Annotated in this window: 20 protein-coding genes and 1 tRNA gene; 11 read left to right on the top strand and 10 right to left on the bottom strand. The window is 73.2% G+C overall.

Annotation, left to right across the window (positions count from 1 at the left end; translation table 11 throughout):
- Window positions 1–29 precede the first annotated feature (29 nt).
- A complete protein-coding gene (locus ACGF5T_RS07335; RefSeq protein WP_356608716.1) occupies window positions 30–539 on the top strand; it encodes a phage tail protein in 510 nt (169 codons plus the stop codon).
- On the top strand, window positions 536–2074 hold the full coding sequence (locus tag ACGF5T_RS07330) for an NADase-type glycan-binding domain-containing protein (RefSeq protein ID WP_361015690.1): 1539 nt from the start codon (window positions 536–538) through the stop codon (window positions 2072–2074). The genes ACGF5T_RS07335 and ACGF5T_RS07330 overlap by 4 nt, the downstream gene beginning before the upstream one ends.
- Window positions 2075–2135: 61 nt before the next feature.
- On the opposite strand, the gene ACGF5T_RS07325 is transcribed toward ACGF5T_RS07330, so the two are convergent.
- Window positions 2136–2209: transfer RNA gene (locus tag ACGF5T_RS07325), tRNA-Thr, on the bottom strand.
- A gap of 221 nt (window positions 2210–2430) precedes the next feature.
- On the opposite strand from ACGF5T_RS07325, the gene msiK reads away from it, so the two are divergent.
- From msiK to ACGF5T_RS07310, 3 genes are all read left to right on the top strand, one after another.
- Window positions 2431–3567, top strand: a complete 1137-nt coding sequence (msiK, locus tag ACGF5T_RS07320; protein ID WP_356608523.1) for a diacetylchitobiose ABC transporter ATP-binding protein MsiK — start codon at window positions 2431–2433, stop codon at window positions 3565–3567.
- Window positions 3568–3769: 202 nt separating this feature from the next.
- Window positions 3770–4225, top strand: a complete 456-nt coding sequence (locus tag ACGF5T_RS07315) for a hypothetical protein (protein ID WP_356608718.1) — start codon at window positions 3770–3772, stop codon at window positions 4223–4225.
- Between the two features lie 42 nt (window positions 4226–4267).
- Window positions 4268–5002 carry a nucleotidyltransferase family protein gene (locus ACGF5T_RS07310; protein WP_356608525.1) on the top strand — a complete coding sequence of 245 codons (735 nt, stop codon included), beginning with the start codon at window positions 4268–4270 and terminating at the stop codon, window positions 5000–5002.
- 140 nt (window positions 5003–5142) lie between these two features.
- Here ACGF5T_RS07310 and ACGF5T_RS07305 read toward each other — a convergent pair whose 3' ends face one another.
- The 6 genes from ACGF5T_RS07305 to ACGF5T_RS07280 all read right to left on the bottom strand — a co-directional run bounded on the left by ACGF5T_RS07305 (window position 5143) and on the right by ACGF5T_RS07280 (window position 11737).
- Window positions 5143–6876, bottom strand: a complete 1734-nt coding sequence (locus ACGF5T_RS07305; RefSeq protein WP_356608527.1) for a DoxX family protein — start codon at window positions 6874–6876, stop codon at window positions 5143–5145.
- A gap of 118 nt (window positions 6877–6994) precedes the next feature.
- Complete coding sequence (rlmB, locus tag ACGF5T_RS07300; protein WP_356608529.1) at window positions 6995–7936, bottom strand: 23S rRNA (guanosine(2251)-2'-O)-methyltransferase RlmB; 942 nt, start codon at window positions 7934–7936, stop codon at window positions 6995–6997.
- Between the two features lie 122 nt (window positions 7937–8058).
- Window positions 8059–9459: a cysteine--tRNA ligase gene (cysS, locus tag ACGF5T_RS07295; protein WP_356608530.1), complete on the bottom strand. Its 1401-nt coding sequence runs from the start codon at window positions 9457–9459 to the stop codon at window positions 8059–8061.
- A gap of 204 nt (window positions 9460–9663) precedes the next feature.
- On the bottom strand, window positions 9664–10173 hold the full coding sequence (gene ispF / locus ACGF5T_RS07290) for a 2-C-methyl-D-erythritol 2,4-cyclodiphosphate synthase (protein ID WP_356608532.1): 510 nt from the start codon (window positions 10171–10173) through the stop codon (window positions 9664–9666).
- Window positions 10163–10939, bottom strand: coding sequence for a 2-C-methyl-D-erythritol 4-phosphate cytidylyltransferase (ispD, locus tag ACGF5T_RS07285; RefSeq protein ID WP_366766743.1), 777 nt, complete (start codon window positions 10937–10939; stop codon window positions 10163–10165). Before ispD ends, ispF begins: the two co-directional genes overlap by 11 nt.
- 315 nt (window positions 10940–11254) lie before the next feature.
- Window positions 11255–11737 (bottom strand): CarD family transcriptional regulator, encoded by a 483-nt coding sequence (locus tag ACGF5T_RS07280; RefSeq protein WP_003953493.1) that lies wholly within the window; start codon window positions 11735–11737, stop codon window positions 11255–11257.
- A gap of 741 nt (window positions 11738–12478) precedes the next feature.
- Here ACGF5T_RS07280 and ACGF5T_RS07275 point away from each other — a divergent pair.
- Complete coding sequence (locus ACGF5T_RS07275) at window positions 12479–13216, top strand: DUF461 domain-containing protein (RefSeq protein ID WP_356608536.1); 738 nt, start codon at window positions 12479–12481, stop codon at window positions 13214–13216.
- Window positions 13217–13319: 103 nt separating this feature from the next.
- Here the strand turns inward: ACGF5T_RS07275 and ACGF5T_RS07270 are convergent, their stop codons facing one another.
- Window positions 13320–14000 carry a response regulator transcription factor gene (locus tag ACGF5T_RS07270; protein WP_004929857.1) on the bottom strand — a complete coding sequence of 227 codons (681 nt, stop codon included), beginning with the start codon at window positions 13998–14000 and terminating at the stop codon, window positions 13320–13322.
- Window positions 13997–15268, bottom strand: a complete 1272-nt coding sequence (locus ACGF5T_RS07265; RefSeq protein ID WP_356608538.1) for an ATP-binding protein — start codon at window positions 15266–15268, stop codon at window positions 13997–13999. Before ACGF5T_RS07265 ends, ACGF5T_RS07270 begins: the two co-directional genes overlap by 4 nt.
- Before the next feature lie 223 nt (window positions 15269–15491).
- Here ACGF5T_RS07265 and phoU point away from each other — a divergent pair, with 223 nt between their 5' ends.
- The 5 genes from phoU (at window position 15492) to ACGF5T_RS07240 (ending at window position 18018) form a co-directional block, all read left to right on the top strand.
- Window positions 15492–16181, top strand: coding sequence for a phosphate signaling complex protein PhoU (gene phoU, locus ACGF5T_RS07260; protein WP_356608540.1), 690 nt, complete (start codon window positions 15492–15494; stop codon window positions 16179–16181).
- A 117-nt stretch (window positions 16182–16298) separates the two neighbouring features.
- Window positions 16299–16454 carry a hypothetical protein gene (locus tag ACGF5T_RS07255; protein WP_356608542.1) on the top strand — a complete coding sequence of 52 codons (156 nt, stop codon included), beginning with the start codon at window positions 16299–16301 and terminating at the stop codon, window positions 16452–16454.
- Between the two features lie 109 nt (window positions 16455–16563).
- Window positions 16564–16812: an SCO4226 family nickel-binding protein gene (locus tag ACGF5T_RS07250; protein ID WP_356608544.1), complete on the top strand. Its 249-nt coding sequence runs from the start codon at window positions 16564–16566 to the stop codon at window positions 16810–16812.
- A gap of 143 nt (window positions 16813–16955) precedes the next feature.
- Window positions 16956–17327 (top strand): SCO4225 family membrane protein, encoded by a 372-nt coding sequence (locus ACGF5T_RS07245; RefSeq protein WP_361018962.1) that lies wholly within the window; start codon window positions 16956–16958, stop codon window positions 17325–17327.
- Between the two features lie 70 nt (window positions 17328–17397).
- Window positions 17398–18018 (top strand): dihydrofolate reductase family protein, encoded by a 621-nt coding sequence (locus tag ACGF5T_RS07240; RefSeq protein ID WP_361018965.1) that lies wholly within the window; start codon window positions 17398–17400, stop codon window positions 18016–18018.
- A 36-nt stretch (window positions 18019–18054) separates the two neighbouring features.
- Here ACGF5T_RS07240 and ACGF5T_RS07235 read toward each other — a convergent pair whose 3' ends face one another.
- Complete coding sequence (locus ACGF5T_RS07235; protein WP_361018968.1) at window positions 18055–18912, bottom strand: alpha/beta hydrolase; 858 nt, start codon at window positions 18910–18912, stop codon at window positions 18055–18057.
- Window positions 18913–18950: the final 38 nt, after the last annotated feature.

Here is an 18950-nt window from a genome sequence, read left to right as displayed (position 1 = left end):
GCCTCGGCTCCTCGCTGCCCATCGGCTCGATGCTCCCGGCCGTCTTCGCCGACGACGACCTCGCCCAGCGCTTCGTCGGCGGCCTCGACGACGTCCTCGCCCCGATCCTGAACGTCCTGGACTGCCTGGACGCCTACTTCGACCCGGCCCTCACCCCGACCGACTTCGCCCGGTGGCTCGGCACCTGGGTCGGCGCCGAGACCGACGGCACCGAACCCGAGGACCGGCTGCGCGCCGCCGTGTCCGCCGCCGCCCGCCTGCACCGCGTACGCGGCACCCGGCGCGGTCTGTCCGAGGCGGTACGGCTCGCGTTCGGCGTCGCACCCGAGATCACCGAGAGCGGCGGCGCCGCCTGGAACGCCCGCCCGCTGGGCCCGTTCCCCGGCGCCCCGCGCCCCCGCCTGCACGTCGCCCTGCGGCTGCCCGACCCGTCCCCGGCCGACACCCACCGCCTGGACCGGCTCGTCGCCACCGCCCGCCCCGCCCACATGCCCTACACCGTCGAAGTGACCGCCTCCGAAAGGACCCCGGAGAGATGACCACCCAGAACTGCGCCGAGTGCGGAACCCGCGCGGAACCGGGCCAGTCCTTCTGCGACGCGTGCGGCGCCGTACTCCGCTGGGACCAGGCCGGCGCCCGCACCACGCAGCCGGCGGCCTCCTCGCCCGACCAGGGCCCCGGCTGGGACGCCTTCTCGCGCCCCGGCCCCGGCGGCACCGGCGTGCCCCCCGCCCGCAACGGCCTGCCCGCCCCGGAGCCCACCGGCGGCAGGCGCGGGGACGCCGACACGGCCGGCCCGCCGGTGGTGCCCCACCCGCGCCGCCCGGCCGACGCGGACGGGCCCGGCGGGACGGACCCCGCGGACCCACCCGCCGCCGCGCACGCACCGGGCACCCCGGACCGCACCGCCGACGGCCCGGCGACCCCGCCCCGGGAACCCGGCGCCACGACCACCGCGACCGCGGGAGCCGCAGGAGCCGCGGCCGCCGCGGGGCCGGCCGCACCCCGCGTGCCCGGCACCACCGCTGCCGGCGGCCCCGCACCCGCCGCACCCCCCGCCACCGCCCGGCCGGACGGCACGCCCGCCACCGGCCCCCGCGTCCCCGGCGTCGACGAGACCGCCCCCACCACCCCGATACCGTCCGCCCCGGCCCCGAACGCCCTCACCGACACCATGTCCGACCGGGCCCGCTCCCTCCTCGTCCCCGTCGCCGACCCGAACGCCCCCGTGCCCGCCGCGCCCCCCGCCGTCGCCCCCGTCCTGCCCGGCCGCCCCGACGCCGACCGGCCCCAGGTCCGCGCGCCCGGCCACCAGCCGGACTTCGCCGACGGCCCGCCCTGCCCGTGGTGCTCCACCCCCAACCGGCCCGACCGCCACTACTGCGCCCGCTGCGCGATGCCCCTGGTGCGCACCGGCGAGCACACCACCGCGCCCGCCCCCTGGTGGCGCCGCCTCTTCGGCGGCCGGCGCCGCGAGACCCCGTGGGCCGGCGACCGCCCGCGCCTGCGCCGGGTGTTCGACCGCATCGGCACCTGGATCACCCTCGCCGTCGTCGTCACCCTGGCGGTCCTCGGCTTCGTCTACATCCCCGACGGCGTCCAGGCCACCCGCGACCACTTCGCCAAGCGCGCCCCGGTCTCCCCGGACCGGATCACGGCCTCCCGGTCCTACGCCGGCCACAAGCCGGAACTCCTCATCGACAAGCACAGCAACACCTGGTGGGGCCCGGGCATCTCGCAGTCCGGCCAGGGCGAGTGGTTCGAGGTCTCCTTCACCGAACCGACCCGCCTGCTGGACCTGATCATCACCCCGGGCGTCTCCACCAAGGCCGACCGGCTGAGCGAGTCCGCCCTGCCGCACCGCGTGAGGGCCGCCGTCACCACCAAGGACGGCCGGACCACGACCCGCGACCTCACCCTCGACCAGGGCCCCGGCGGCCAGCGCCGCCCCTTCCGCGTGGGCGAGGTCACCAAGGTCCGCTTCACCATCGAGTCGGCCCACGCGGCCTCCGCCGACAAGCAGGTCGCCATCGCCGAGATCGAGTTCTTCGGCCCGTCCAGCGCGAACCGCTGACCCTCGCGAGAACGACCTCGGCCCCCCGGCTCACAGGCCGGGGGGCCGACGTCGTACGAAGAGCCCCCTGTCGGATTCGAACCGACGACCTACGCATTACAAGTGCGTTGCTCTGGCCATCTGAGCTAAGGAGGCGTCGCGCGGCTGCGCGCGCGGAGGCTGCTCCACTGTACACAGCGGCGGTGAACGGTGTGACGCGAAAATTTTCGGCGAAGTTCACAGGCCCACAGGTACTGACAGACCAGGTGAACGCCAGGTACCGTCCTGACCCAGTTCACCCGTGTGGACTACACCACACCACCTTCCTACAACGGATCGTCCGGCACGTTCCTGCCGGTAGAAGGGGGCCCATCACCATGGCCACTGTTACGTTCGACAAGGCGACCCGCGTCTACCCGGGTTCCACCAAGCCCGCCGTCGACGGTCTCGACATCGCGATCGAGGACGGCGAGTTCCTCGTCCTCGTCGGACCCTCCGGCTGTGGCAAGTCCACCTCGCTCCGCATGCTCGCGGGGCTCGAGGACGTGAACGGCGGCGCCATCCGCATCGGCGACCGCGACGTCACGCACCTGCCGCCGAAGGACCGGGACATCGCCATGGTGTTCCAGAACTACGCGCTGTACCCGCACATGACGGTCGCCGACAACATGGGCTTCGCGCTCAAGATCGCCGGCGTCAACAAGGCGGAGATCCGGCAGAAGGTCGAGGAGGCCGCGAAGATCCTCGACCTCACCGAGTACCTGGACCGCAAGCCGAAGGCCCTCTCCGGCGGTCAGCGCCAGCGTGTGGCGATGGGCCGCGCGATCGTGCGTGAGCCGCAGGTGTTCCTCATGGACGAGCCGCTGTCCAACCTGGACGCCAAGCTCCGCGTCTCCACCCGTACGCAGATCGCCTCGCTCCAGCGCCGCCTCGGCATCACCACCGTCTACGTCACCCACGACCAGGTCGAGGCCATGACGATGGGCGACCGTGTGGCGGTCCTCAAGGACGGTCTGCTCCAGCAGGTCGACTCGCCGCGGAACATGTACGACAAGCCCGCGAACCTCTTCGTGGCCGGCTTCATCGGCTCCCCCGCCATGAACCTGATCGAGGTGCCGATCACCGACGGCGGCGTGAAGTTCGGCAACAGCGTCGTCCCCGTCAACCGGGACGCCCTGAAGGCCGCCGCCGACAAGGGCGACCGCACGGTCACCGTCGGCGTCCGCCCCGAGCACTTCGACGTGGTCGAGCTGAACGGCGGCGTGTCCGCCACCCTGACGAAGGGCAGCGAGGACGCCCCGGCGGGCATGGCGGTCACCGTGAACGTCGTGGAGGAGACCGGCGCCGACGGCTACGTCTACGGCACCGTCGACGTCGGCGGCGAGAGCAAGGACCTCGTGGTCCGCGTCAGCAGCCGCGCGGTGCCGGAGAAGGGCGCGATCGTCCACGTCGTGCCGCGTCCGGGCGAGAGCCACGTCTTCTCGTCCTCCACGGGCGAGCGTCTCTCCGACTGATTTCACCCGAGTTGACGGGAAGGGCCCCGCGGCCGGCCGCGGGGCCCTTCCCGTTGTCGACAAATACCCCGGCACAACGGACGTTTCGAGCGACGTACGTCAACCCCCCACCCACTGGGTAGCCCTTCCTCGTCACCCGAAGGGGTGACCAAATGTCGCCATATGGTTACCGGGCGCTACCCTCACTCGCGTGAAGCATTCCGTGAAGCACTCCACCACCCGACAGACGCGACGCGGCCGGGGCCCCGCCCACCGGATCGGCCGCTCTCTCGCCTTCGTCCTGCCCGTCGTCCTGGTGCTCTCCGGGACTCTCGCGGTCACCCGGGTCAACTGGTCGGGCGATCCCTCCGACTCGGTGCTCGCCGCGTCGGAGGCCTCCTCGTCCAAGGCCACCTCCCGGACCGCCGCCCGCGCGCCGCACGAGGTGCTGCGCGACCGGCTGCTGACGGAACTCCAGGAGGAGGACCCGGGCGTCGCCCTCACCCACCTCCAGCAGGCTGTGGACGAGCGCCCGTCGCTCGCCGGGCACTGCGCGTCCCTGGCCCGCGCCCTCGGCCGCGCCGCGGTCAAGGTGTACGGCCCGACCCGCGCCCAGTCCTACGCGCGCCCGGTCTGCGACACCGCCTTCGCCTCGGGCGTGCTGGCCGCGCACGGCTGAACGCGCTTCGGTGGCCGGCGGGGCGCCGCGTACAGTTCGGGCATGACCGATCCGAACGCCGCGTCCCGCCGCCCCGTTCAAGCCGTCGTCCTGGCCGGCGGACAGGGTTCCCGGCTGCGCCCCTACACCGACGACCGGCCCAAGCCGATGGTCGAGATCCCCGGCACGGGCACTCCCATCATCGGGCACCAGCTCGCCTGGCTCGCCGAGGAGGGCGTGACGGACGTCGTCGTCTCCTGCGGCCATCTGGCCGAGGTGCTCCAGCAGTGGCTGGAGACCGCCGACCTGCCGCTCTCCGTCACCACGGTCGTCGAGACCGAGCCCCTCGGCCGGGGCGGCGGCCTCAAGTACGCCGCCGCGCGCCTCCCGCACCCCGACCGGCCCTGGTACGCCACGAACGGTGACATCTGGACCCGTTTCTCGCTGCGCGACATGGCCGACTTCCACGCCGAGCGGGACGCCGTCGCGACCCTCTCCCTGGCCCGTCCGCGGCTGCCCTGGGGCGCCGTGCAGACGGACGGCTTCGGCCACATCACCGACTTCATCGAGGCACCCCCGTCGACCTTCGAGATCAACGCCGGGGTGTACGTCTTCTCGCCCGGGTTCGCGGCGATGCTCCCGGAACGCGGTGACCACGAGCGGACGACGTTCCCGAGGCTGGCCCGGGAGCGCCGGCTGGCCGGTTTCCCGATCCCGCAGGGCTCCTACTGGCGGGCGATCGACACCGCGAAGGACCTGACGGAGGCGGCCCGCGAACTGGCCGCCCAGGGTCGCTGAACCCTCCGGAGCCCTCGGCGCGGTCTCTCGGCCTCCCGTCCCGCGCCGATCGGTCGGGCGCCCGCGGCACGTAACAGGGGCCCCGCACGGACGACGTGCGGGGCCCCTTGGCGTGGGCGGGGCCGGTCCGGCCCCGTGGGCTAGCCCAGGAGGCCGCCCACCAGCCGGCTGCCGGGCTCCCCGGTGGTGGAGGAGTCCCCGCCCTCGCTGCCGCTTCCGGTGCCGCCGGTGGTGCCGCTGCCGCCGCCGGTCGTGGTGCCGCCGGAGGTCGGCCCCGCGGTGGTGCTCGGCGCCTGCCCGGCCGGGGTGGACCGCTGCGGCGGGGCCTGGCCCGTGGTGCCCTGGGTCTGGCTGGGCACGGTGCCCCCGGGGGCGGTGCCGCCGCTGTCGCGGGTGGCCCCGGCCGTGGCCGCGGCGTCCTCGGAGGGGGTCGCCGCGCCGCTGGTGGCGCCCTGGGTGGGTGAGGCGGAGGCCTCGGGGGACTTCGGCTCGCGCGTGCCGGGCTCCTGCGGGAGCGGGGAGCCGGGCAGCTCGTTGCGCGGTGCCTCACCGGGGCCGGGCACGACCACGCGGTCGGCGTCCCTGACGGCACCGCCGAGCAGCGAGCCGACGAGGAGGGTGACTCCGGCGACGAGGAAGGTGACGAGCGCGCCGCGCCGCAGGACGTAGCGGCGCAGGTCCCAGATGTCGGCGCGGGGGCCGAGCCGTCGCCAGGCGCTGCCCGCGAGCCGGCCGTCCACGGAGTAGACGGGCGCACCGGCGATGATCAGCGGGGACCAGGCGGCGAGGTAGATGATGTCGGGCGCGTCGTAGACGGGGACGCTCTTCCAGCTGACGGTGACCAGGAGCGCGGCGGACAGGCCGGCGCCGAAGACGGCGGCGACGCGCTGCCAGCAGCCGAAGATGGTCAGGACGCCCACCAGCACCTGCAGGAAGGCGATGACGAGGCCGGCGCCGACGGGGTGGGCGAGGGCGAACTGGCGCAGCGGCTCGGCGACGTCCCAGGGGTGCAGGGTGTTGAGCCACTTGACCATGGAGCCGCGTTCGCCGCCGTCGAAGTAGACGGGGTCGCAGAGCTTGCCCATGCCGGCGTAGATGGAGATGAAGCCGAGGAAGACGCGCAGCGGCAGCAGCACGACGCCGAGGTTCATGCGGCGGCCGGGGAAGTAGGCGTGCCGCGCCGGGTCGTCGGCGTGGCGCCTGGTGCGCGGCTCGGCCGGTGCGGTCTCGTCCTCGCCGTAGCCGTCGGGGCCGGCCTCGAAGTCTTCGCCGGTGTAGGCGGGTTCGTCGTAGGCGCTGCCGACGGTGCGCATGGCGGGCAGCAGCCGGGTGCCGTCGGGGACGGGGCCCCGCTGGGCGCCCACGAGGGGGGTCTCGAGGGTCTGGGTGGCGGGGCCCTCGTCGTAGCCGTCGTAGCCGTCGTAACCCGGTGCGCCCCCGTCGACGCGGGGGATGACCTGGGTGGCCCCGGCGTCGGCCGGGCCGTCGGCGGTCTGGTCCGCGACGTGCCGGCCGGCTCCGGCCCGCACCGCCTGGAGCAGACGGTGGGCTCCGGTGTCGTCCGGGTCGGAGCGTCCGCTCCAGACGACGGCGCGGCGCCGGGCGGCGGCCGGGGCGACGGAGCCGGCAGGGCCCGGGGCGGTGCCCACGACGGGCATGCGGGCGGTGTCCTGGGTGGCGCTCAAGTGCCGCGCGATCCGCGGGGACCGGGTCCGCCGCGCGGAGGCACCGAGCTGCACGCGGAAACTCGCGTGGTTGACGATGACCTGGGCCGGATCGCTCGGCACCTTCACCATGCTCAGCGCGGGAGCGTCGTCGATTCCCGACGAGCGGTCCCCCGTGGGTGTGCGGGGTGTTCTGGTGTCCACACTCATCTAACCGAGTGATGTGTCGTTAGGACACTGCCTTGACCGGCCGGATCTGTCCGGACCGCGTCAAGCATGTCCGGACCGTCCGGAACACCCCGTACGGGCTACGGTGTCGAACCCTCGTTCACGCCCGTCGGCGCGCCGCCTCGTAGAGCACGATCCCCGCCGCCACACCGGCGTTGAGGGACTCGGCGCCACCCGGCATCGGGATCCGCACCCGGTGGTCGCAGGTCTCCCCGACGAGCCGCGACAGGCCCTTGCCCTCGCTGCCGACCACGACGACCACGGGGCCGCCCAGGGCCTCCAGGTCACCGATCTCGACCTCGCCGTCGGCGGCGAGGCCCACGACGGTGATGCCGGCCTTCTGGTACGACTCCAGGGCGCGCGTGAGGTTGGTGGCGCGCGCCACCGGCGTACGGGCGGCCGTACCGGCGGACGTCTTCCAGGCACCCGCCGTCATGCCGGCCGCGCGCCGCTCGGGCACGACGACGCCGTGGCCGCCGAAGGCGGAGACGGAGCGGACGACGGCACCGAGGTTGCGCGGGTCGGTCACGCCGTCGAGGGCGACGATCAGCGGGTCGGCGCCCTCGTCGTGGGCGGCGGCGACCAGGTCCTCGGGGTGCGCGTACTCGTAGGGCGGGACCTGGAGGACGAGGCCCTGGTGGTTGAGCCCGTTGGTCATCCGGTCCAGCTCGGGACGCGGCGCCTCCATGAGGTTGATGTTGCCGCGCTCGGCCGCGAGCTGGAGCGCCTCGCGCACCCGCTCGTCGTTGTCGATGAACTGCTGGACGTAGAGCGTCGAGGCGGGCACGCCGTCGCGCAGCGCCTCGAAGACGGGGTTGCGGCCGACCACGAGCTCGGACGTGGACCGGCCGCCCCCGCGCCGCTGCGGCGTGCGTCCGGTGGCGCGGCGCGCCTTGGCGTTGGCGGCGCGCTGCTTGACGTGCCCCTTGCGCATCTCGGCGGGAGGCGTCGGCCCCTTGCCTTCCAGGCCCCGGCGTCGCTTGCCGCCGCTGCCGACCTGCGCGCCCTTCTTGCCGGACATGCGGCGGTTGTTCGCGGCCATGAGTTACCTGTCTCCGCTCTCTACGGGAGTGTGCGTGCTGCTTGCTTCACATGCAGTGTGCCGCCCGGAAGGCCGGGCGGCACAATCGATCTACGGGACCGGATCGCGGGGAGCCGGTCGGGTCAGCGGGAGCCGAGGCTCCAGCGGGGTCCCTGCGGGCTGTCCTCGATCACGAGACCGGAGTGCCCGAGCTGGTCGCGGATGGCGTCCGCGGTGGCCCAGTCCTTGCGCGCCCGCGCGGCCTCGCGCTGGTCGAGGACGAGGCGTACGAGGCTGTCGACGACGTGCTTGAGGTCCCCGCCCTGCTCCTGCTCGCCCGCCCACTGCGGGGCCAGCGGGTCGAGCCCGAGCACGCCGAGCATGGCCCGCACCTCGGCGAGCCGGCCGACGGCGGCCTCCTTGTCGTCGGCGGCCAGCGCGCTGTTGCCCTGCCGGACGGTGGTGTGCACGACGGCGAGGGCCTGCGGGACGCCCAGGTCGTCGTCCATCGCCTCGGCGAAGGCGGGCGGCACCTCGGCGGCGGGCTCGACGGCGCGGCCGGCCAGCTCGGTGACGCGCTGCGCGAAGCCCTCGATCCGCGCGTACGCCGACTCGGCCTCGCGCAGCGACTCCTCGCTGTACTCGATGGTGGAGCGGTAGTGCGGGGTGCCGAGGTAGTACCGCAGCACGACCGGCCGCCACTGCTTGACCATCTCGCTGACGAGCACGCTGTTGCCGAGCGACTTCGACATCTTCTCGCCGCTCATGGTGACCCAGGCGTTGTGCACCCAGTACCGCGCGAAGGCGTCGCCGAAGCCCTCGGCCTGGGCGATCTCGTTCTCGTGGTGGGGGAAGATCAGGTCGATCCCGCCCCCGTGGATGTCGAACTCGCTGCCCAGGTACTTGTGCGCCATGGCGGAGCACTCCAGGTGCCAGCCGGGCCGGCCGCGCCCCCACGGCGTCTCCCAGCTCGGCTCGCCGGGCTTGGCCGCCTTCCACATGGCGAAGTCCCGCGGGTCCCGCTTGCCGCCCTCGCCCTCGCCGGAGGGCTGGCGCAGCTCGTCGAGGTCCTGGTTGGACAGCGACAGGTAGCCGGGCAGGGACCGTACGTCGAAGTAGACGTTGCCTTCGGCCTCGTAGGCGTGTCCGCGCTCGATGAGGCCGCGCATCATCTCGACCATCTCGGTGATGTGGCCGGTGGCGCGGGGCTCGTACGTCGGCGGCAGGCAGCCGAGGGCGTCGTAGGCGTTGTTGAAGGCCCGCTCGTTCTCGTAACCGATGGACCACCAGGGGCGGTTCTGCTCCGCCGCCTTCTTGATGATCTTGTCGTCGATGTCGGTGACGTTGCGGACGAACGTGACGTCGTAGCCGCGGTAGGCGAACCAGCGGCGCATGATGTCGAAGTTCAGGCCCGACCGGATGTGCCCGATGTGCGGGGCCGCCTGCACGGTGGCACCGCACAGGTAGATCGAGACACAGCCCGGCACGAGGGGGGCGAAGTCACGGATCTGCCGGGCGCTGGTGTCGTACAGGCGAATAGTCACGACTCCAGGGTAGTAGGCGCCGGGCAGTGCCAAGGGCACACGGCCCCACGCGCCCCTTCCCCCCACCCCGCTTCCACCCCCGCGCGAGGGACGCAGGCCCTGGCGGGGCGCGGGGCGGGGCCCGCACGGAGCCGCAGCGCCCGGCGCGCACCAGGGCCGGCGCTCCCGCACCCGCCGTACCCGCCGAAGCCCCGCCGGGAACCGTCACCCCACCCGGACCACCAGCGCCGTCGCCACCGCCATCAGCCCTTCTCCCCGCCCGGGGAACCCGAGCCCGTCCGTCGTCGCCCCGGACACCGACACCGGCGCTCCCACCGCCGCGGACAGCACCGCCTGCGCTTCCTCGCGCCGCTTGCCGACCTTCGGGCGCGCCCCGACCACCTGCACCGCGACGTTCCCGATCCGGAACCCGGCCGCCCGCACGATCCGCGCCGCCTCGGTCAGCAGCGTCACCCCCGACGCCCCGGACCACTCGGGCCGCCCGGTGCCGAAGTGCTGCCCGAGGTCCCCGACTCCGGCCGCGGAGAACAACGCGTTGCACGCCGCGTGCGCGACGACGTCCGCGTCGGAGTGCCCGGCCAGCCCGGGGCCCTCGCCCTCCCATTTCAGCCCGGCGCACCACAGCTCGCGGCCGTCCTCGAAGGCGTGGATGTCCGTACCGATCCCGACCTGCGGCAGCGGGGGCAGCGACGCCTCGTCCGTCTCAGAACCCATCGTTCAGCCTCCGTCGCGCCAGTACCGCCTCCGCGAGCACCAGGTCGAGGGGGCGCGTCACCTTGAACGCCTCCTCGTGCCCCGGCACGACCACCACCGTCGGCCCGAGCCGCTCGACCATGCTCGCGTCGTCGGTGACCTCGCCGGTCACCGTCTCGTGAGCCCGCACCAGCGTCGCCCGGTCGAAGCCCTGCGGCGTCTGCACCGCCCGCAGCCGCGCCCGTTCCGGCGTCGCGACCACCGGCTCGGGCTCCCCCGGCGCCGTGGCGGGCTCGACCTGCTTGACCGTGTCGGCCAGCGGCACCGCCGGCACCACGGCGGGCGCGCCCTCGCGCACCGCCTCGATCACGGCGTCCACCGTGTCCACGGGCACCAGCGGCCGGGCCGCGTCGTGCACGAGGACGATGTCGTACGCGGGCGGCAGCGCGTCCAGGCCGAGCCGTACGGACTCCTGCCGCGACGCGCCGCCGGGCACGACGAGGAAGTCCGTCCGCTCCGGCAGCGCGTGCGCGTCGAGCAGGTTCCTGACCTCGGCGGCGCCGTCGGGCGGCGCCACGACGACGACCAGGGAGACGGCCCGGGACGCGGCCATCGCCCGGACGGCGTGGATGAGCATGGGCGTGCCGCCCAGCGCGCGCAGGGCCTTCGGCGCGCCGGGACCGAGCCGTACGCCCCGGCCGGCGGCCGGGATCACGGCCGCGGTGCGGGTGTGCGTACGGGCGTCGGAGGGCGTCTGCGCGGGCGAGGGACGCGATTCGTCAGACATCGGTTCCTGTCAGGTTTGTGTGCTCGACCTAGTTGGGTATGGCCTCACCGTGCCGGGCGCGAAGCCCCGACCGGACCCTTCCGTGACCCCGGTCGAGCCAGCAGCCCGGGCCCGGCACGCCAGTACCCGGGGGCAAGCCCCCGGGAAGAGCCTACGAACACGAGGGCGTACCGGGACGGCTGTCCGGGTACGAACATGCCGCAGCGCCCGGCGACAGCAAAGATGTCATCGGGCACCGCGGCATTTCAGTGCGCTGATCCGAGCGGGCAGCGGGCTGCGTTCCGCCTCGGGAGGCGACTCACCTCGGGAGGCGGCTCAGGAAGCGAGCACCTCGTCGAGCAGGGCCTCCGCCTTGTCCTCGTTGGTGTTCTCCGCGAGAGCCAGTTCACTCACCAGGATCTGGCGGGCCTTGGCGAGCATGCGCTTCTCACCGGCGGAGAGTCCGCGCTCGCGCTCCCGGCGCCACAGGTCGCGTACGACTTCCGCGACCTTGATGACGTCGCCGGAGGCGAGCTTCTCCAGGTTTGCCTTGTAACGACGCGACCAGTTCGTGGGCTCCTCGGCATACGGCGCGCGCAGCACCTCGAAGACCCGGTCCAGTCCGTCCTGACCGACCACATCACGCACGCCGACGAACTCCGCATTGTCCGCTGGCACACGTACCGTCAGGTCACCCTGGGCGACCTTCAGCACCAAGTAGGTCTTGTCCACGCCTTTGATCTGGCGAGTTTCGATAGCCTCGATCAGCGCGGCCCCGTGATGGGGATAGACCACGGTGTCGCCAACCTTGAACGTCATGTGACAGGTACCCCTTCCGTGGCTATCCAGGGTAACACGGATACGGCGTCTTCTGAATGGCGTTTTCGCAGGTCAGGGCATATCTCGGGGCTTGACAACAGCAACAGGAACGTGCTGCGGCGGGCGAGCGGAAGAAAGTATTCGCAGGTCGGAGCGGCTCTTCAGGTAGGGCGAAACACGCACGTCACACACCTCCGGAGGGCCCTCCGCCCGCCCGAAACACGCCCTATGTCCGGTTCCATGCGTGCGACTTCCGCTACTCCGTTCGGTGGCCGAGGCGGGCTTCCGGACGAATCCGGAATTGATCACGCGGTGCTCCGGCGGGCCCGCCGATGATCAATTTTCGGGCCGCCCGCGCATTCCTCCGGGAAATCTCGCGCACCCGTCGGCCGACGCGTATCACGAGGGCTTCTTATGTGAATGACGGACGAGTGCCGACCGCAAAGCGACCGCTGCGGGCGCTCCCGCGGGACGCCCTCCGCGCTCCCCGCCCGCGGTCCCCGAGCCGCCCGGCGCCACCGCCGTCTCCCCGCTGTCTCCTCACTGTCTCCCCGCCGTCTCAGCGTCGCCCCGCCGCCGTCCCACCGCTCTCCTACCGCCTGCCGGGCGAAGCCGGGCGCCTTCGGGGAGGGTCGGGTGCGGCCGCCCGGGAACGGCTCGGTAGCCTAAGGCCGCTGACAGCCACTTAGGGCGGCTTTATCCGTGCCGCCGTCTCGCTCGAGTCTAGGAGTTGCCGCCGCCGTGAGCAGCAGCCTTCGACGCGGCGCCCTCGCCGCCGCCGCCATCGCGTTCTCGATCGCCTCGCTCGCCGCGTGCGGTGCCGGTCACAACGCCCAGACGCTGGAGATCAAGCCGGACAACGCCGCGACGACGGTCGGTGACATCCAGATCCAGAACGCGATCGTCATCACGCAGCCCGACCTGGAGTCGACCGGCCCGGCCGTGGTCTCCGCCACCCTGTTCAACAACGGCAGGACGGACCAGACGCTCGAGTCCATCTCCGTGGTGGGCACCGACAAGTCCGCCGAGCTGAAGCCCGCCGAGGGCGAGAAGGGCGGCAACGGCCTGACCGTCCCCGCGGGTGGTTCCGTGGTCATCGGCGGCGAGAACAACGCCTCGGCCGTCCTGCCCAGCAGCCGCGAGGCCATCAGGGACGGCAACGCGCAGGAGATCACCTTCACCTTCAGCAAGACCGGTGAGGTCAGCCTGAAGGCGTTCGTCGTCCCCGCCGAGAGCTACTTCTCCGGCTGGGGCCCCAGCGACGTCCCGGCGGCCCCCGGCGCGTCGGGACAGCCGTCGCAGGAGACCTCCGGTGAGCCGTCCGACGGCCAGACCTCGGGCGCGCCGGCCGACGGCGGGTCCACCGCGGGCACCGGCGAGTCCCCCGCGGCCGGTGAGTCCGCCGCCGGGACCGAGGACGGGTCCGGCACCGGCACGGCGACGGACGGCTCCTCGCACGAGGCCGACGCGGGTCACTGAGCCGCGCGGTACGAAGAAGGGTGGGACCTCCTCGGAGGTCCCGCCCTTCTTCGTACCGCCGCTGGGCGCTTCCCGGACGCGGACGCCGGACGCGCCGGGCGCTCTACGGCTCGAACTTGTAGCCGAGGCCCCGCACCGTCACCAGGTAGCGCGGCGCGCCCGGGTCGGGCTCGATCTTGGCGCGCAGCCGCTTGACGTGGACGTCGAGGGTCTTGGTGTCACCGACGTAGTCGGCGCCCCACACCCGGTCGATCAGCTGCATGCGGGTCAGCACCCGGCCGGCGTTGCGCAGCAGCATCTCCAGCAGGTCGAACTCCTTCAGCGGCAGGTCGACCTTGGTGCCGCCGACCGTCACCACGTGCCGGTCGACGTCCATGCGGACGGGACCGGCCTCCAGCGCGGCCGGGGTGACCTCCTCCGGCTCGCCGCGGCGGCGCAGTACGGCGCGGATGCGGGCGACCAGCTCGCGGGAGGAGAAGGGCTTGGTGACGTAGTCGTCGGCCCCTATCTCCAGCCCGACCACCTTGTCGATCTCGCTGTCCTTGGCGGTCACCATGATCACGGGGACGTTCGAGCGGCCGCGCAGCTGACGGCACACCTCGGTGCCCGGAAGGCCGGGCAGCATCAGGTCGAGGAGCACGAGGTCGGCGCCGTTGCGCTCGAACTCGTCGAGTCCGTCGGGGCCGGTGGTCGCCACGGCGACCTCGAAGCCCTCCTTGCGGAGCATGTACGACAGGGCGTCGGAGAAGGACTCCTCGTCCTCGACGACGAGCACACGGGTCACGGAAGGACCTCCGGGGCGGGAAGCGTTGCGTACGGGGAAGTATGGGGGGAAGAGGGGGGCCGCTCGGTCTCGGCACTGAGTCCGGCGCGGTCCGAACCGTGCGGTGCGCGGTCGCGGGACGCGCCCGACTCCGGCAGTCGCAGGGTGAACGTGGAGCCCTGGCCTTCGGCACTCCACACCGTGACCTCCCCGCCGTGCGAGGCGACCACGTGCTTGACGATCGCCAGACCCAGACCGGTGCCTCCGGTGGCCCGGGAGCGGGCGGGGTCCACGCGGTAGAAGCGCTCGAAGACGCGCTCCTTGTCCTTCTCCGAGATGCCGATGCCCTGGTCGGTCACGGCGATCTCGATCAGGTCGCCACCGGGGGCTCCGACCCGGCGGGCGGCTATGCCGACGCGGGTGCGGGCGGGCGAGTAGTTGACGGCGTTCTCGACCAGGTTGCCGAGGGCGGCGGCGAGCTGGCCGCGGTTGCCTCGTACGTGCAGATCCGCCGTTCCTCCGGCGGCCATGGTGATCTGCTTGGTGCCGGCCGCGTGCCGGCAGCGGTCGATGGCCTCGGCGACCAGCTCGTCCACCCGGACGGGCTCGGCGTCGTCGAGCGGGTCGTCGTTCTGGACCCGGGAGAGGTCGATCAGCTCCTGCACGAGGTTGGTGAGCCGGGTCGCCTCGATCTGCATGCGTCCGGCGAACCGCTCCACCGCCTCCGGATCCTCGGAGGCGTCCATGACGGCCTCGGAGAGCAGGGAGAGGGCGCCGACCGGCGTCTTCAGCTCGTGGCTCACGTTGGCGACGAAGTCGCGGCGTACGGCCTCGATGCGACGGGCCTCGGTGAGGTCCTCGACGAGCAGCAGCACCAGCCGGGAGCCGAGCGGGGCGACGCGCGCGGAGACGGCCAGTGCCTCACCGCGTCCGGTGCCCCGCCTCGGCAGGTCCAGCTCGACCTGCCGTATCTCACCGTCCCGCCGGGTGTCCCGGGCCATCTGCAGCATCGGCTCGACGGCGAGCTTGCCGCCCCGGACCAGGCCGAGGGCGTACGCCGCCGAGCTGGCCTTGACCACCGCGTCGGCCTCGTCGAGGACGACCGCGGAGGAGCGGAGCACCGACAGGACGGTGTCCACACCGGGCGGGAGCACCGGATCGGTGTGCAGGGAGGTCCGCGTGGGGCGTTTCTGGTCGCGCTCGCTCCAGCGGAACGCCAGCACGGCGATGACACCGGTGAGTACTCCGGCGATCGCTGCCGCTGCGGCGACCGCCGCGTTCACGTCCATGCATCCAGGTTAGGCATGCCGAACGGCCCCGCCCCAGCCATCGGACTGCGACCTCGAACACTCGTCGCCCAGAGTTCACCTTGGAGCCAGGGATGGTTCATTTGTGATGCCGGAAACGGACGCGTAGGGGCCGGACCGTGTAAGCGTGGGGGCACGGCAAGGGTGCGAGCCGGTGCCGAGCCGGTGCGAGCCCCCGAAATGGACGTACGAGAGGGAAATCCTGATGCGGGACGCGTACCACGAGGAACTGGACTCGATCGGCGACAGCCTGGTGGAGATGGCCCGGCTCGTCGGGTCGGCGATCGGGCGCGCCACGACCGCCATCCTGGACTCGGACCTGAAGCTGGCCGAGAACGTGATCGAGGGCGACCAGAAGGTCGACGAGCTCCACCACGAGCTGGAGGCCCGGGCGATAGCCCTGCTGGCCCGGCAGCAGCCGGTCGCCACGGACCTGCGCATCGTCGTCACGTCGCTGCGGATGTCGGCCGACCTGGAGCGCTCGGGCGACCTGGCCCAGCACGTGGCCAAGCTGGCCCGGCTGCGCTACCCGGAGCGCGCGGTCCCGAGCGACCTGCACGCCACGATCCTGGAGATGGGCCAGCTCGCGCAGCGCCTGATGGCGAAGGCAGCCGAGGTCATCATCACCAAGGACGTCGACCTGGCCCTCCAGCTGGAGCAGGACGACGACGCGATGGACCTCCTGCACCGCGCCCTCTTCCAGCACCTGATGGACGACCGGTGGAAGCACGGCATCGAGACGGCCGTGGACGTCACCCTCCTCGGCCGCTACTACGAGCGCTACGCCGACCACGCCGTCGCGGTCGCCAAGCGGGTCGTCTACCTGGTCACCGGCGAGCACGCGGACGACCTCCAGGCGGACATCCAGCCGCCCACCCAGGTCGAGGGGGCCTGACTCCGCCGCGCGGGCGCGGCGGGCCGGGGGCGCGCGCCATCGCCCCAGTGCGCCGTTGATGCGACGGCCGCTCGGGGCGTGCAATGGGGCCAGGCACCAGCCCCCAGGAGGAACCCGATGGCCGAGTCCCCCAGCACCGACCCCACTCCCACCGAGGAACGCCGCACCGAGCGACCGCCCGAGCTCCGCAGCCTGCCCCTGGTCGCCGCCTGCGGTTGCGGCTCGGGCTGCGGCTGCGGCTGTCAGTCGGGCAACCCCTGCCAGTGCGGCTGACCCGCCGACGGCAGCGGCAGGCCCACACGCGCCCCCTCGGCGACCGGGTTCGCCCCGGCCGCCGAGGGGGCGCACCCTGGAGGGGAGACCCTGAAGGGGGTGCGAGGCCATGGCTCACTTCATGGACGTGCACCACGGGATGCACGGCATCACCTCGGACCAGCTCCACGAGGCCCACCAGGCGGACCTCGCCGTCGAGAAGGACGAGGACGTCCACTTCGAACGCGCCTGGGCGGACCCGGGCTCCGGCACCGTCTACTGCCTCTCCGAGGGACCGTCGGCCGAGGCGGTCCAGCGCGTCCACGAGCGCGCGGGCCACCGGGCGGACGAGATCCACGAGGTCCCGCTGACGGTGTGAGCCTCCTCCGGTCCCGGCTCCCCTGGGTGCCGCGTCCCTCGACCTGAGTACGGCTACTCAGGCCCGGGGGCCTGTCTCCGTCCCACCCTGGACACGGAAGACGACCCACGACCCACGGTGACCCACGGGGAGACGAGAACCGTATGAAGCCCGACCCGGAACCGACGAAGCCCAGCCCGATACGCGCGCTCACCCGCCGCGCCGTCGCCAACCCCGCCTCGGCCGCGTACCTCGCGCTGGTCGGCGGCGCGACGGCCGTGGCCGCGCTGGAGCCCCTGTTCGCGTCCGGCCCCGACGCCTCCCTCGCCTGGGTCTGGCCGGCCCTGCTCACCTTCCCGGCCTTCGGCTTCGTGGCGTGGCTCGGCGAGGCGACCTGGGGCGGCGAGGCGCCGACCTGGTTCTTCGTCGGCGGCATCGCGGTCTCGGCCCTGGCCCAGTCGCTGGCGCTGGGCACGGCCTGGCGGGCCCTGCGCGGGCGGCGGGAACGCCGGAGCCGGCTGACGACGGCGGGCTGAGGCGACGCCCTGCGGCGGGGCACCCCGGCACGGGAGGATGGACGCGACCACCCGGGAGCAGGAGAGCGCCATGACCGTACGCACGGGCAGAGTGATCTGCGACATCACGATCTCGGCCGACGGCTTCTCGGCGGGCCACGGCCAGACCGAGGAGCGCCCCTTCGGCGACGACGGCGGCGACGGTACGGGCGCCGGGCTGCACGCCTGGATGTTCGACACCCCCGACGAGAACCGGGCCGAGATCGCGGCCATGACCGACGCCGGCGCGTTCGTCATGGGCCGCAACATGTTCGGCCCGGTGCGCGGCCCGTGGGACCGGCCCTGGAACGGCTGGTGGGGCGAGGACCCCCCGTTCCACGCGCCGGTGTACGTCCTCACCCACCACGCCCGCGAGCCGCAGCCGATGGCGGGCGGTACGACGTTCCACTTCGTCACCGACGGCATCGCCCCGGCGCTGGCCCGGGCCCGCGCGGCGGCCGGCGACGGTGACGTCCTGGTCCTGGGCGGCGCCACCACGATCAACCAGTACCTCGCCGCCGGTCTGGCGGACGTACTGCGCCTGCACATCGCCCCCTTCACCCTGCGCACCGGCACCCGCCTCTTCGAGGACGTACCGCCCCTGCGCCTGGACCAGGTGGAGTCCCGCCCGGCGACCCAGGTCACGCACGTGACGTACCGCGTGCGGTCCTGAGCGGGCGGGCCGGACGGCGGCCCCGGGGACCGCTCCTCAGGGGGTGCGCCGGGCCGGCTCCGCCCCCGTCTCGACGAGGAAGTCGGTCAGCACCTCGGCGAGCCGTTCGGGCTGGTCCTCGGGGACGAGGGTGGAGGAGTCGGCGATCTCGACCAGCCGCCCCCGGGGATACAGCGCGGCCAGCCGGGGGCCGTGCTCCCGCGGCATCAGCCGGTCCTCCTTCGCCCAGACGACCAGGACCGGACGGTCGAACGCCCGCAGCCCCTCGCTCCAGGCCAGCAGGGTCCGGCGGTCGGGCGCCCCGGTGGCGAACTTGGCCAGGTCCCGGCGGATGTCCCTGCTGCGGGCGGCGGGGGCGAGCCAGTCGTCCATGACCTCGTCGGGGATGCCGCGCAGGCTCATCCCGCCGTAGCCGGAGCGCATGTGCCGCACGGCCGGGACGCCCATCAGCCGGATCAGGAGCCGGACGCCACCGGGGATGCGGCACACCTGGGACATGGCCTTCGCGGGCCCGGGCGGGAAGTTGTCGAAGGCCTCGCAGGCCACCAGCACCATGCGGGCGATCCGCTCGTCCCGCCCCTCCGTCACCAGGAACTGGCCCCCGCCCCAGTCGTTGAGGACGAGCGTCACCTCCTCCAGCCCGAGCCGCTCGACGAACTCCCCCAGCAGCCGGGCCACACCGCGCTGCGACAGGTCGGCGTCCGGCTTCATCGGCCGGCGGTGTCCGCCGAGCGGCAACGTGGGCAGCACGCACCGGTACCCGTCCAGCAGCGGCACCACCTTGCGCCACTGGGTCCCGCTCATCGGCATCCCGTGGCCGAAGACCAGGACCGGCCCTTCACCCCCGGTGTCCTGGTACTCGACCGGCCCGGACGACAGCTCGACACTCGGCATCGCGGCTCCCCCACTTGATAGAGTGTTCTACTGCCAGT

The sequence above is a fragment of the Streptomyces sp. NPDC047853 genome, assembly GCF_043204535.1.
Taxonomy (GTDB): domain Bacteria; phylum Actinomycetota; class Actinomycetes; order Streptomycetales; family Streptomycetaceae; genus Streptomyces.
The sequence above is the reverse complement of the archived record's forward strand: the minus strand, read 5'-3'. Positions and strand labels throughout refer to the sequence as shown.